This is a genomic window from Chitinophaga sp. CCNWYY40 (assembly GCF_037483205.1).
In the GTDB taxonomy this organism is placed as follows: domain Bacteria; phylum Bacteroidota; class Bacteroidia; order Chitinophagales; family Chitinophagaceae; genus Chitinophaga; species Chitinophaga ginsengisegetis.
Window position 1 is genome coordinate 1,052,442 of sequence record NZ_JBBHLF010000001.1, and the last position, 13,788, is coordinate 1,066,229.

General features: G+C 47.3%; 10 protein-coding genes. 3 read left to right on the plus strand and 7 right to left on the minus strand.

Translation table 11 applies throughout. From position 1 onward, the window contains the following. Window positions 1–31: 31 nt before the first annotated feature. A complete protein-coding gene (locus V7S65_RS04300) occupies window positions 32–2,734 on the minus strand; it encodes an outer membrane beta-barrel protein (protein WP_336386107.1) in 2,703 nt (900 codons plus the stop codon). 233 nt (window positions 2,735–2,967) lie between these two features. Between V7S65_RS04300 and V7S65_RS04305 the strand changes: the two genes are divergently transcribed. Continuing rightward, on the plus strand, window positions 2,968–3,438 hold the full coding sequence (locus tag V7S65_RS04305; protein ID WP_079468050.1) for a DinB family protein: 471 nt from the start codon (window positions 2,968–2,970) through the stop codon (window positions 3,436–3,438). On the opposite strand, the gene egtD is transcribed toward V7S65_RS04305, so the two are convergent. From egtD to V7S65_RS04330, 5 genes are all read right to left on the minus strand, one after another. Continuing rightward, on the minus strand, window positions 3,435–4,424 hold the full coding sequence (egtD, locus tag V7S65_RS04310; protein WP_336386106.1) for an L-histidine N(alpha)-methyltransferase: 990 nt from the start codon (window positions 4,422–4,424) through the stop codon (window positions 3,435–3,437). The genes V7S65_RS04305 and egtD overlap by 4 nt on opposite strands. Window positions 4,425–4,512: 88 nt before the next feature. Next, window positions 4,513–5,664: an ergothioneine biosynthesis protein EgtB gene (gene egtB / locus V7S65_RS04315; protein WP_336386105.1), complete on the minus strand. Its 1,152-nt coding sequence runs from the start codon at window positions 5,662–5,664 to the stop codon at window positions 4,513–4,515. Window positions 5,665–5,676: 12 nt separating this feature from the next. Beyond that, the gene (locus tag V7S65_RS04320) at window positions 5,677–7,245 is read right to left on the minus strand and encodes an ABC transporter permease/substrate-binding protein (RefSeq protein ID WP_336386104.1); all 1,569 of its coding nucleotides are present in this window, start codon (window positions 7,243–7,245) and stop codon (window positions 5,677–5,679) included. A gap of 9 nt (window positions 7,246–7,254) precedes the next feature. Beyond that, the gene (locus V7S65_RS04325; protein ID WP_336386103.1) at window positions 7,255–8,193 is read right to left on the minus strand and encodes an ABC transporter ATP-binding protein; all 939 of its coding nucleotides are present in this window, start codon (window positions 8,191–8,193) and stop codon (window positions 7,255–7,257) included. A 34-nt stretch (window positions 8,194–8,227) separates the two neighbouring features. Then, the gene (locus tag V7S65_RS04330) at window positions 8,228–9,616 is read right to left on the minus strand and encodes a mercuric reductase (protein WP_336386102.1); all 1,389 of its coding nucleotides are present in this window, start codon (window positions 9,614–9,616) and stop codon (window positions 8,228–8,230) included. 167 nt (window positions 9,617–9,783) lie between these two features. On the opposite strand from V7S65_RS04330, the gene dusB reads away from it, so the two are divergent. Together dusB and V7S65_RS04340 are read left to right on the plus strand one after the other, a co-directional pair. After that, the gene (dusB, locus tag V7S65_RS04335) at window positions 9,784–10,821 is read left to right on the plus strand and encodes a tRNA dihydrouridine synthase DusB (RefSeq protein ID WP_336386101.1); all 1,038 of its coding nucleotides are present in this window, start codon (window positions 9,784–9,786) and stop codon (window positions 10,819–10,821) included. A gap of 67 nt (window positions 10,822–10,888) precedes the next feature. Next, window positions 10,889–11,485, plus strand: a complete 597-nt coding sequence (locus V7S65_RS04340; RefSeq protein WP_336386100.1) for a nuclear transport factor 2 family protein — start codon at window positions 10,889–10,891, stop codon at window positions 11,483–11,485. Between the two features lie 58 nt (window positions 11,486–11,543). On the opposite strand, the gene fusA is transcribed toward V7S65_RS04340, so the two are convergent. Further along, window positions 11,544–13,619, minus strand: coding sequence for an elongation factor G (gene fusA / locus V7S65_RS04345; RefSeq protein WP_336386099.1), 2,076 nt, complete (start codon window positions 13,617–13,619; stop codon window positions 11,544–11,546). Window positions 13,620–13,788: the final 169 nt, after the last annotated feature.

Here is a 13,788-nt window from a genome sequence, read left to right on the forward strand (position 1 = left end):
TCCAGGATAATTTCATCGCCGAAGGCCATGCCTACATCGCAGGCTTGGCCGCTGGTTTTTTGCCAAAGAAGTACGAAAGGCTCAGCATGAAATATTGAGTAAGAATAGTATTCCGTTGCTGTTCTATATAAGTAGGGGACTGCATCGTGAGCAGCGATTGATTTTGTTTCGTGAGATCGTAGGCATAAAGTTTTGCCTGGAAGCTTTTGTTTTTCCCAAAGGCTTTGGCAACCCAGCTGTTGAGCACTACAAACTGCTGATGCTGACTGGTATTGTTGAAATACAGGGCTGCGCTGCCGATGCTGATATTGGCAGGAAGAAAAACGTTGGCTGAAAGCGATACATTGTACATCAGGTAATCAGCATGTTTGTTATTCTGGATAGAGTAAACGCTGCTGATATACAGCATGCTCACAAAGCCTTCCAGTTCCAGCGCTTTTTTATACATCCAGGAGCCGTTCATCATTTGGGTGATACTCAGATCGCTGGTGCGGCTTTTCACCTGGTTGATGAATGAATTATTCCGGCTGAAATAATAGGACAATGAATAATTAAGTGTGACGGCTGGTTTGCTGAATCTTTTACCTATTGAAAAATCCTGGTTAAAGCTGAAGTTTCCCTCCACATTTACGGGTTGATTGATTTGCCGTCCGGCGGAGTCGGAGTAGATGGATTGTGTCATGGCGTTATTGGGCAAATCGGCGCCCAGGTTGGTACTGAAGGTAACGCCCTTCACACTGAACGAACGATAACCAATAGAGGCGGAGTTATAAATAGATGGTTTCAGATCCGGGTTGCCGAGTTGCACATACAGCGGATTCCGGGTAGACACTACCGGCAGGTATACGTTGGGAGGAGGGATGCGCGTTTCCCGGTTTATTCTCAGGTCCAGGCTTCTGTAGTTATCTATTTTATAGAAAAGCGATAAGTTGGGCGACAGGTAATGAATCCTTTGCAGGAACTCATTCCCCGCGGTGAAGTTATTGCTTTTTGAATCCGTGATGTTATAGGCAAGATTTAACTGGCCCTGTATTTTTGTTTTATTAAGAAAGAGTCCTGTACCGATGGACTGCTCATTGATGTTGTTTTTAAACCGGTAGGTCAGGTCCTGGTTAATAATATCATATCCCTTCTTTTCATTATCGAAATCAAAAGCGTCCTGGTTGTTTCTGGTGAGGTTGTTGGTTATTTTATAAGACACGTTCAGGTACACGGAAGGAAAAAGCGGATATTGGTAGTTGATGCGGGCCATCAGTTTACTGACATTTATTTTTGCATTCACCTGCTGGTTGATGGTATCCGCCAGGTTTACGGGAACGAAGGTGTTCAGCGTAGTATTCTGCTGTTCATCTTTTGTATTATTCTGTTCAATGTTGAAGGAAACGCTTACGCTGCCCAGGGTAGGGCTGAACTGGTGGTTATATTGTGTAGTCAGGTTGATATTGCTGTTCCGTCTTGTTTCCAGGTTATTGGTATTGCCAAAGTTAATAGTGTCGTTATTTTTACCACCTATTGAAATATACTTACTGAAAGAGCGGTAAGTGTTGCGCTGTGTGTTGGCTGACATATCTATTGAGATGAGGTTTTTTTCATCCGGCTGGATGGTCAGGTTGGTAAAGAGGATGTTCATGTTGGCGGTGCTTGCCGACGTATTGTTGCTGTTATAGCGGAAGTTACTGTCCGGCAGTACATTGTCGCGCTGCTGCTGCTGGCTGTTATCCATATTTTGGCTTTGGTGCAGGAAGTTGGCGTTGAGTTTTATTTTTTTTGAGATGTCGGTGCCGAGGTTTGCACTGAGGTTGTTTTTGTTAGAGATGCCTCCCATCATAGTTTCCGCCCTGCTCAGGTTTTCATCGGTGGAAGCGGGGCCGCGGGAGGAGTTGACGTTATTGATGTATCCCATCACCACGGCTTGTTTGGTATCACGGAACATATTGACGTTGGCGGCGGCACTGTACCGTTTGTCTGTTCCATAACCCGCGCCTGCAGCGCCGTTGAGTCCTTTTTTATATTCCTTTTTAACGGTGATGTTGATCACTTTTTCATTTTTGCCTCCTTCCACCAGGCCATCTATTCTTTTTCTGTCGATGACCTGTATTTTATCAACAATATCTGCCAGCAGATTCTGTGTTATTTTTTTTGTATCACCGGAAGAACTGTTACCATCCTGGAAGAGGGGCCTTCCGTTTACCAGGATGGTTTTTATAGCGGTGCCCTGGAAAGACAGGTTCCCGTCCGCATCGATGGTGATGCCGGGGAGTTTATTGAGGAGGTTTCTTACAGAAGCATTTTCTGTTGTCTGGAAATCGCCTGCAGAAAATTCAACGGTATCTTTCCGGATGGTAAACGCCGACTTATTTACTTTTACGTTCACGCTGTTTAACTTGATGGGATTGCGCTGAAGGCCGGAATAGCGAAGGTCTACCTGTAATACCTTTGCTGATTTTTCTGATATCATGATGAGTGAGGTAGCGGCATCATATCCCATGAAACTGATAGTGATCACATAGTTGCCCGTGGGGATTTTTTTGAGGGTAAAGTCTCCGGATTCATTTGTGGTGCCCTGTGCTTTAAGAATTGATCTTTCTGCGGTGAAGAGCAGTACATTTGCTCCTGCCAATGGTTTCCTGGTGTCTTTATCATACGCATGGCCTTTTATTTCTCTTTGTGCTGAAAGTGTGAAATGACTTCCTATCAGAACTACAGTTAACAATAATGCGTAGTATTTTGCCATGCGAGGATCTTGGTTAAATTCAATACAATGATAGTATTGAAGCATCCTCATTTTGTTAATCAATATCAAATGTTGTCGGAATGGTTAAAAAATTATTAATAAGATAATGTGATTAACAAATGATTTACAAATTATGGAGAAGTGATTATTGGAGTATTTTTTGATGGGATGTCTTTCTTTTTTAATCTCCGAACCTTAATAATAAGAATTTTGTTTAGATAAATTACTATTTTATGAATACTGCTACGTTAGTTAAATCGCTGAAGGACATGTTGCTCAAACCCAATGCACACGTTACTTTCAACGATTCTGTGAAAAAACTGCCCGCCGGTTTGAGAGGCGTGGTACCAGCCGGTATGCCTTACAGCATCTGGCAACTGGTAGAGCATATCAGGATTACACAGTACGATATCCTCGACTTCTCAAGGAACCCGGACTATAAGGAAATAGAGTGGCCGAAGGCGTACTGGCCGGAGGAAACTGCTCCAAAGGACGATGCCGCCTGGAAGCACAGCGTAGAGCAGGTAGATAAGGACCTGCATGCTTTCATTGACCTGCTGGAACAGAGCGATGATCTGTTCGCGCCTTTTCCGCATGGCAGCGGTCAGCACCTATTCCGCGAAGCGGTGTTGTTGCTGGACCACACCAGTTATCATACCGGTGAAATTGTGGCGCTCAGAAGAATACTGAACGCCTGGCATTAAATACATTTCCATAAGCAATCGGTGAACCAGTGCCTGCGGTCGAAGAAGCGGGCCACTGGTTTGAAGCCTGCGTAGGCGGCCAGCTGGTCTGTTTCTTCCAGGCTGTACTTCTGCGAGATCTCCATATAAATGGATTCATTTTCCGCGAAGTGAATGGTGGTATCCTCCCCGATATGCACCTGCTGGTTTTCCAGGCTGATGAGATAACTTTTACAGGCGCCGGTAACGGGATCGTAGGTAGGGAAGTGCTCAAATTTTGAGGTATCAAAATCTGCGTACAGTTCCCTGTTAATACGGTGTAAAAGGTTGAAGTTAAACGCGCGGGTGATACCGGCGGAGTCGTTATATGCATTCAGGATTACCTGTGGATGTTTTTTAAGATCGAAGCCGGTCAGCAGCAGGTCGCCGGGCTGCAGGTACTGCCGCATCTGCTGGCAGAAGCTCCTGGCAGCGCTCACGCTGAAGTTACCGATGTTGGCGCCCATAAAAAGCAATACCTTCTTTTTGGTGGTTACCTTATTTGCCTGCTGCAGCATATGGAAATATTCCCCGTTTAAGCCATGCAGCTGCAGGCCCGGTATCTGCGCAGGCAGGTTCTTTTCCAGCTGCGAGATCACATTGGCGGAAATATCGATCGGGAAATACGTATAATCTATACCGTTATTGATCAGCTCTTGCAGTAAGTGAACAGACTTGGTGGCATCGCCCGCGCCCAGCTCCACCACATCAAAATCGCCGGCGTATAACTGTAACGCCTGTACTATTTGTGCGGACTGCTGCCGGAGGATTTCCATTTCGCACCCGGTTAAGTAGTATTCATGGCATTGCATGATCTGCTGAAAGAGTGCATCGCCGGCTGCATCGTAGAAATATTTCGGGTCCAGGTATTTCTGGGGTGCAGTGAGGCCCTGCACCACGTCGTGATAAAATATATCGGTGGCTGGTTTGCGCTTGCATGGCACAAGTACATTAGGAATTACAGTCATAAATATTTTTTGATGTTCTGAACTTGGATCTCAGGAAAACAGGGGGCTGTTTTTCTGAGATCCGGATCATTTCATAACGGTGTCTCAATCATCCTGCCAATCTTATCCCGGTAAATTGCCATCTCAGTGAAGGATGGAAAAAGTTACGGTAAGTGATACGGCTGTGGTTTGGAGAAGTAACTTCCGAGCCACCACGCAGTACCATCTGATTGATCATGAATTTTCCATTATATTCTCCGATAGCGCCGGGTGCCTTTGCAAAGCCGGGATAGGGGAGATAAGCGCTTTCGCACCATTCCCACCGCTGGCCCCATGCCAATTGGGGCGCGGCCACTTCCCACTCAAACTCCGTTGGTAGCCGCTGTCCTTTCCAGGCGGCATATGCAGCTGCTTCGTAGTAGCTGATATGCGTAACAGGTGCATCCGGCATGATTGGCTGAAGCCCCTGCCAGGTATAGTGCATCCATTTACCATCGATGTTGTACCAATACATCGGGGTGGTTACCTGGTTGTTTTTTACCCAATCCCATCCTTCTGCGTGCCAGTAACGGAAATCCTGGTAGCCACCGGCCTGGATAAAATCCAGGTATTCCGTGTTGGTGACCAGTGTGGTACTGATCTTATAATCCGCCAGGTAAACGGTATGCCTGCCCAGTTCATTATCAAAACAGAATCCATCTCCGGCAAAGCCAATATCGTATACGCCGGCACGTATATTTAACCAGCTATCGCCGGGATTGTTCACTACGGGTATATCTTTATGATGAATATCGTAGGCGGGGAACAGGGGATTATGCCCGAGGATATACTTAATATCCGTGTACAGCAATTCCTGGTGCTGCTCCTCATGGTTCAGACCGAGAATAAACAGCTCCTGCAGTTCCGGCGACAGTTCTTCTTTCAAAAAACTGATCATGGCTTCATCCACATATTTCCGGTAGCGCATAATATCTTCCACTGCCGGGCGACTGAGGTTACCCCGGTTGGTGCGGATCACCCGTGCGCCAACAGATTCATAGTAGCTGTTGAAAACATAATTATATTGAGGATCAAAAACCGTGTAGTCTTTGGCGTTAGGAAGCAGGATAAATGTTTCAAAAAACCAGGTGGTGTGGCCCAGGTGCCATTTAGGCGGACTTACATCCACAATAGGTTGCACTACATAGTCTTCCGTTTTTAGCGGCGCGCAAATTTTTTCGCTTCTCCGCCGTACTGTTTCATATTGTTCTTTCAGTAACATAATTACAGGTGCTTACTGTTGATTCACATATTTTGTAAAGTCAGAAATGCTGCTGATATGCAGTTCTTTTGCTGCAGTTCTCCGCATCATTAGTGCGTAGGTATTATTAAATCCGATGGGTTGCAGCCATTTGATATGATATTGTTTTTCAAATGCTGCACTTACATAATCGTATACTTTCCGGCTGTCGCCGATAATGCTGTCGGTTACCTGTTGCGGCGCCTGGAGTAATACGAGTAAACCGGTGCCGGTATATTCCGGGTACATATCTATCTGGTCATTTACCAACGCGTCGAATACGATTTTTGTGCCGCCTAATCCTGTTTTGGTGACGGCCGCAAGGCCGGTATGTCCTTCGATCAGCATCTTGTACATGGCAGCGAGGATATAGCCATCGCCGAAAATTTTTGAGCCGATGCGGATACTGCCTTTAGCGCCGTTGCCGGCTGGTTTCCAGAGTTGTTTGGCAACAAGAAAATCCTTTGCCACTTTCTCCGGGTTTTGTTTCAGGTAGTCGACCCGGTAGTTCAATTCCGTCATGATACTATCATTAATTGTACCAACCAACAGGTTGAGTGCCGGTTCCAGTTCGGGGTATTTTTGCAGGGTTTCTCCCCGTACGATGGGAGCCGCATAATACGGAGGAAAAATATGTTTATCATCTTCCAGTACTACCAGGTCAAATGCCTTTACCCTGCCGTCTGTGCTGCTTCCGCTGATAACGTCCAACTTTTTTTCATAAGCAGCTTTATACATGATCATGTCACTGATTACGAGGGTGCGGATATGCAGGCCATATACAGATTTCAGCCCGAGGTTGCCGTCTTTTCTACCCATAAATTCGGGGGTAAACCCCGCCAGCATTTTACCGCTGTAAGTATCGGGCAGAAGATAGAAGGAGGAGAGAAGCAGGAAGATAAAGGGCAGCGCGTATAGTGTTTTACGGGCTTTCCGGATATTGATGTGCTGGATCAGCGACAGGAGCCAGTCGAACAGCAATGCCAGCAAAGCTGCGGGTATAGCTCCGGCCAGCATCATATTGGTATTATTGAGTGCAATGCCGCCGAAGATAAATTCCCCGAGTCCGCCTGCGGCGATGTAAGCGGCCAGGGTGGCTACGCCTACGTTGATTACGGTGGCTGTGCGGATACCGGCCAGTATAACGGGCATGGCCAGTGGCAGCTGTACTTTCATCAGCAACTGCCGGCGGCTCATACCCATGCCGGTAGCCGCTTCTGTAACAGTAGGGTCTACCCCGCTGATACCGGTATAAGTATTACGGATAATAGGCAGTAATGCATAAAGAAACAAGGCCACTATAGCGGGTTTGGAGCCAATGCCCAGTAGAGGGATCATAAATCCCAGCAGGGCGATGCTTGGAATGGTTTGCATTACACCGGCGAAGCCGAGTACGGGTGCTGCCAGTCTTTTTTTACGGGTGATGAAAATACCGGCGGGTACGCCTATGGCTACGGCCAGCAGCACGGATATAAAGGTAAGCCCGGTATGCGTGAGGGTTTGCTCCAGCAGTTTACCGGATTGTTGTTGTACAAATTCAAATAAGGTTTCGGTTGCTTCCATGCCGTTGTGTTAATTTTTGAAGGCAGCTATTGCCTCCATCAGTCCATTCCCGTCAATTATTTTTTGTTCCTGTTCATGCGTTACAGTTACCGGCTGGTGCGTGATAGCTTCCAGGGCATCCCAGCAGGTGCTGGAAGCAGCTAGTTGTCCGTTTCCAGGTGTAGCGGCAGATGGCAGCCATTGCCAAAGATCTTTTATTTGCAGGGATTTCAGTTCCAGCTGTAGTCGTTGCGGATCGAGGAACGACCTTACAAAATCGTTGGCCGGATGGAAGATCAGTTCTGCGGGCGTGCCCAGTTGCTGGATACGTCCTTCATTCATCAAACAGATCCGGTGGCCCAGTTCAAAGGCTTCTTCCACATCATGTGTTACCAGGATGATGGTCCGGTGGCTGATTTCATCGAGCGATTTAAACTCTTTCCTGACGCTGATGCGTGTGAGCGGGTCCAGCGCGCCGAAGGGTTCATCCATGAGGAGTACCGGCGGATCTGCGGCCAGCGCGCGGGCCAGGCCAACGCGCTGCTGTTGTCCGCCGCTGAGTTGTTGCGGATATACTTCTGCGTAGGTGGCCGCGGGTAAATGGAGTTTATCCATGAGCGTAGTGGTACGGTCGTGGATACGTTTTTTATCCCACTTCAGCAGGGAGGGTACGAGGCCGATGTTATCGCTCACGGTGTAGTGAGGGAACAACCCGGTGTTTTGTAATACATAGCCGATGTTGCGCCGGAGTATTTCAGGAGACAGTTCCCGTATTTCTTTGCCGTTTATAAAAATCTGACCACTGTCGGCTTCCAGCAAACGGTTGATCATGCGGAGGGTAGTGGTTTTACCGCAACCGCTGGTGCCCAGCAGCACCAGTGTTTCCCCTTCTTTTACTTCAAAGGAAATATCATCGACCGCTTTTTTTTCCGGACCAAAATATTTGGAAACATTCGACAGTTTAATCATTCGGTATATATCAGATTGTGGAAAAAATTGCTCATTATGGAGCAGGCTTCTCCAGGGTCATAAAGAGATTGTTTAATGATTCTGCATAGAGCGGATGGGCAAACACCATTTCGCGTATCTGCGTGGCGGTGATACCGCCCAGCATGGCCATTTGCAGGATAGACATGATTTCGCCGCCTTCTGTGCCTATTACAGCGGCGCCCAGGATTTTATTGGTATGTTCATGCACCAGCGCTTTCATAAAACCTCTTGTTTGCCCCGTTTCTATGGCCCTGGCAACTTTGTCCATACTCAGGCAGGCTATTTTAAACGGGATCCCTTCTTTCCGCGCTTCTTTCTCTGTAATGCCGATACGTCCGAGTTGCGGATCGGTGAACATACAATAAGGCACCTGACGGTCTTTTATACCGGTGTTTGCATTTTCAAAAAGGTTCTTATAAATAATGAGATGATCGTTGTAGGAGATATGTGTGAATGCAGGACCGCCTTTTACATCGCCGAGGGCATAGATGCCTGGTTCGGAGGTTTCCAGCTTGTCGTTTACCTGTATAAATCCCTTTTCATCCGTGAGTACATTTGTTTGCTGCAGTTGCAGCGCTGCAGTTTGTGGCGTGCGGCCGGTTGCTATTAGTATATGCGTACCCGTTATAGTGTCTTTATCTTCCCCGGTAGTAATATCCACGATGATCTTTTTCCCGTTGCGGGATATATGGGTTACCTGTGTGCCGGTGTGGATCTGCATATTTTCCGACTCCAGCATTTTTTTTATCACTGCCGCCACATCGGGATCTTCTTTTGATACCAGTTGTGAAGCGGATTCTATCACGGTAACGTGACTGCCTAAACGCTGATAGAGCTGTCCCATTTCCAGCGCGATGTAACTGCCTCCTAGAATGATCAGTTCTTTCGGAATTGTTACTTCATCGAGCAGCGTGGTGGAAGTGAGATACGGCACATCCGTAAGACCGGGGATGGGCGGAATGAAAGGCGTGGCGCCGGTATTGATAAAAATGTGATCTGCTGTTAATATATTTTCTTCTCCCTTATGCCCGGTTACCTTGATTGTTTTATGACCCGTGAAGACAGCTGTTCCCATGAAGATGCTTACATTGTTTGATTGTAAACCTTTGATTGTTCCTCCGCGAAATTCTGTTACGATATTATTTTTCCGGGCTACAATAAAAGGCAGATCCACCATGAACCCGTGGCTGTGAACGCCCCAGTCTTTACTATGAAAAACAGTATGTGCCACTTTTGCGCAGGCGATCATTGCTTTGGTAGGGGTGCAGCCGTCGTTAATGCAGGTGCCACCGGCATAGCGTTGTTCAATGATAGCAGTTTTCCAGCCTTTTTCTTCCAGTTTTTTTGCCAGTGGGTTTCCACCCTGACCGGATCCGATTACTATTGCGTCAAATTTCTGCATACGGAAAGATTTAGGATGCGGGGCCAAAGATTATACCAACGAAAAGTAAGTAAATTTTGCGAATAAAAGGGGGATCGCCTCCGGCGATGGTCTTTCTGCGGATTTTGTCTAAGGCAAAATCCGCGTAATATCTTTATCTTTGCGGCTGCTGCGAAAAAATATAGATTTTGGTAAAGATTGATAACATAACGCTTCCTGATTTTCCTTTGCTGCTGGCGCCTATGGAGGATGTGAGTGATCCGCCTTTCCGGGCGGTATGCAAGGATGCCGGCGCTGACCTGATGTACACGGAATTTATTTCCAGTGAAGGGTTGATCCGTGATGCCATTAAGTGCAGGAAGAAGCTCGATATTTTTGAATATGAGCGCCCGGTAGGGATACAGATCTTTGGCGGGGATGAAGACAGCCTGGCGATGGCGGCCAGGATCGTAGATGTTACCAATCCTGACCTGCTGGATATCAATTTTGGCTGTCCTGTGAAAAAGGTGGCCGGAAGAGGCGCCGGCGCGGGCGTGCTGAAAGACCTGGACCTGATGGTGCGGCTCACTGAAGCCTGCGTAAAGGCCACTAAGCTGCCTGTTACCGTGAAAACCAGGCTGGGATGGGACGACGACTCAAAGAATATCGAAGAAGTTGCAGAACGGTTGCAGGACGTAGGCATCAAAGCCCTGGCGATTCACGGACGCACCCGTTGCCAGATGTACAAAGGCGAAGCCGACTGGACCCTCATCGGCAAAGTAAAAAACAATCCCCGTATACATATTCCCATTTTTGGCAATGGAGATATCAACAGCCCGCAGAAGGCGCTGGAGTATAAAAATCGTTACGGCGTGGATGGCATCATGATTGGCCGCGCGGTGATTGGCTATCCGTGGTTATTCCGGGAGATCAAACACTATGTGAATACCGGTGAAATAATGGCCGGCCCCACCCTGGAAGAACGCATTGCCGTAAGTAAGAAACATCTAAGCCTGTCGGTAGAATGGAAAGGACCAGTACAGGGGATCAACGAAATGCGTGGCTGCTATGCCAACTACCTGAAGGGATTACCTGATATCAAACAATTCCGTACGCGGCTGGTGACTATGAAAACCGTGGAAGAGGTAGAAGCTGTACTGGATGAGATTGAAGCCTACTACAAAGGTATTGAGCTGGCTAACGCCCCGATTGAATTAATTGATTATCATCAGAAGTGCCCATTATAGACAGAAAATTTTATGATATAATAAAACTAATTATGCGTTTGTTTTGTTATATCATAAAATTTATAAGATGTCCAGATTTTTCCCATTCGCCACTGCGCTTGTTCTTAGCACCATAGGCCTCTTTTCCTGCCACACATCTCCAGAAGAAAAAACAAATACAGACAGCACCGCTGCCGTTTTACCGGACGTTGCAAATACCCATGAGCTGGGATACCGGGAACAGCAACAGATTGAAAAAGTGATTTATGGTTTCTGCGAGCATTTCGATAACAGCGATCTGAATAAATGCGTGGAGTTTATGGATGATAACATTCGTGGTGAAATAGACGGGGTGAAACTAAAAGGTAAACAAAACTGGACCGCTAAAATAGATTCCCTGGTAATGAGTATCCGGAATACGCATTACCAGTCGAGGCACCTTATTTCCAATATGCAGTTTTACCCCGGCACCAATGATACGGTGCGGGTAACGATGTACGCCAGTAACCTCTGGACAGACCTTACCACCGGGCAGATTCAACTGATGTCTGTTGGTTATTACAAAGGAAAGGTGGTGAAGAAAGATGGAAAATGGTTTATCGCCGTGTTGAACTCTTTGCCGGATAGCCGGCTGGTAAAGAAATTTTACCAGGATGTTCACAGCGATCGTGAGGTGTTACAATAGTGAATGGTTTTATCGCATAAAGAAAAGGTGAAGGATTGTGTCCTTCACCTTTTTCATTTTATTTTACCAGTATATGACTGGTAATATTACCGGGAACGGTCTGATAGCTGTCGAATGTGAGCGAAGCAGCGGCCCTTCCGGAAGAGAGTGTACGCAATACCGTTATATAACCGAATAATTCGGACAATGGTACCATTGCGGTGATGGTTTGCACAGATCCATCCATCTCCATTTGTTTGATCACACCGCGGCGCCGGTTCAGGTCGCCGGTGAGGGTGCCGGTAAATTCTTCCGGCATGGTTACCGTTACTTTCATCCAGGGTTCCAGCAGGCGGGGAGCAGCTTTCGCTGCTACGCTTTTGAACCCGGTGATGGCTGCGTGTTCAAAATCCAGGGCGTGGGAGTCGTTGCTATGAATGGAACCATCCAGCAATCTCACGCGCATGGACTTTACGGGATAACCTGCCAGTGCGCCGTTGTGCATGGCCGACTCAAAACCTTTACTGATCGCAGGGATGAATTCTTTTGGAATAGCACCGCCTTTGATTTCGTTGATAAATTCCAGTCCTGTTGCCTGTTCATCGCCGGGTGATAATTCAAACTGGATGTCCGCAAAGTTACCGGAGCCACCGTTTTGTTTTTTATACACTTCACGATGGGTAACGGCCTGCGTAAATATTTCCTTGTACGCGATCTGTGGCTGTCCTTTGTTGATATCGAGATGATATTGTGTGGCCAGCTTTTCCAGCACCACTTCCAGGTGGAGTTCGCCCATACCTTTCAAAATCGTTTGGCCGGTAGCGTTATCCACTGTTACGGTGAGCGTAGGATCTTCTTCCAGCAACCTGTTTAAGGCATCGCCCAGTTTATCATTATCTTTCGCAGATTTCGCCTCAATCGCATACCCGATCATGGGTTCCGGGAAGCTGATTTTTTCCAGCAATACCGGGTGATCCGGATGCGAAAGGGAGTCGCCTGTTTTCACATCTTTCAGTCCTACTACCGCGCCGATATCGCCGGCGCCTATTTCTTCCACTGTTTCATATTTATCGGACATGATCCGCATCAAACGGCTGATCCTGACCTTGCGGCCGGTGCGGCTGTTCCAGAGTGTATCGCCATTGCGCAATACGCCTGCATATACACGTACTAACGTTAACTTCCCTACGTAGTCGTCGGTGATGATCTTAAACGCCAGTGCAGCCAGCGGCGCACTTTCGCTAACGGGAATCATCACTGTTGCTTCCGTTTCCGGATCAGTGGCTTTTACATCGCCAATGTCTGAAGGCGCAGGAAGATAGGTGGCCACTGCATCGAGCAGGGGTTGTATACCTTTGTTTTTATAGGCGGCGCCGGCCAGTACGGGTACGGCTTCCAGGCGGATGGTAGCACCGCGCAGTGCGGTGTAAATGTCTTCCGGAAGAATACTGTTGGGAGCAGTGGTATATTTATTCAGCAAGGATTCATCCAGCAGGGACAATTCTTCCAGTAAATAATTACGTGCTTCCAATGCTTCGTTCAGCAAGGCCGCCGGGATATCGAGCGTTTCATATGTTTTACCGTCTGCGGTGTTCCATACGAGCGCTTTCATGGTAATGAGGTCTATCACCCCGGTGAAGTCATCTTCCGCACCAATGGGCAATTGCACCGGCAGCGCATTAGCGTTTAGCCGTTGGCGTATGTCGCTTACTACGCGGCGGAAATCCGCTCCCTGCCGGTCCATTTTATTGATGAACGCAATGCGGGGAATATTATAATGATTCGCCTGATGCCATACTGTTTCCGACTGGGGCTGCACACCGGAACGGGCGCAGAATACGGCTACGGCGCTGTCCAGCACCCGCAATGAACGTTCCACTTCAGCGGTGAAGTCGACGTGGCCGGGCGTATCAATGATATTGATCTGCCAGGTATGATCCTGGTGCTGCCAATAGGTAGTGATAGCGGCGGAGGAAATGGTAATACCTCTTTTTTCTTCCTGCGGGTCACTATCCATTACGGTGTTGCCTTCGTCTACGTTGCCAAGTTTATGTGTGAAGCCGGTGAAGTAAAGCATGCGTTCTGTAAGCGTTGTTTTACCTGCATCGACATGTGCCATGATACCTATATTTCTAAAATCCGCTAAGCGTTTCATATATTCTTATTTAAAAAAGGAATTAAAAAAGGCCCCTCATCTGGTAATGAGCGGCCTTTGCTTTATGCAACAGGAAGTCTGCATTACCGGACGAGCCGTGTAAATGACATTGATGCTTTAATAATAAATTTCCTGTTGGTGTTCATGGTGATTAATTGTTCGCTAAAGA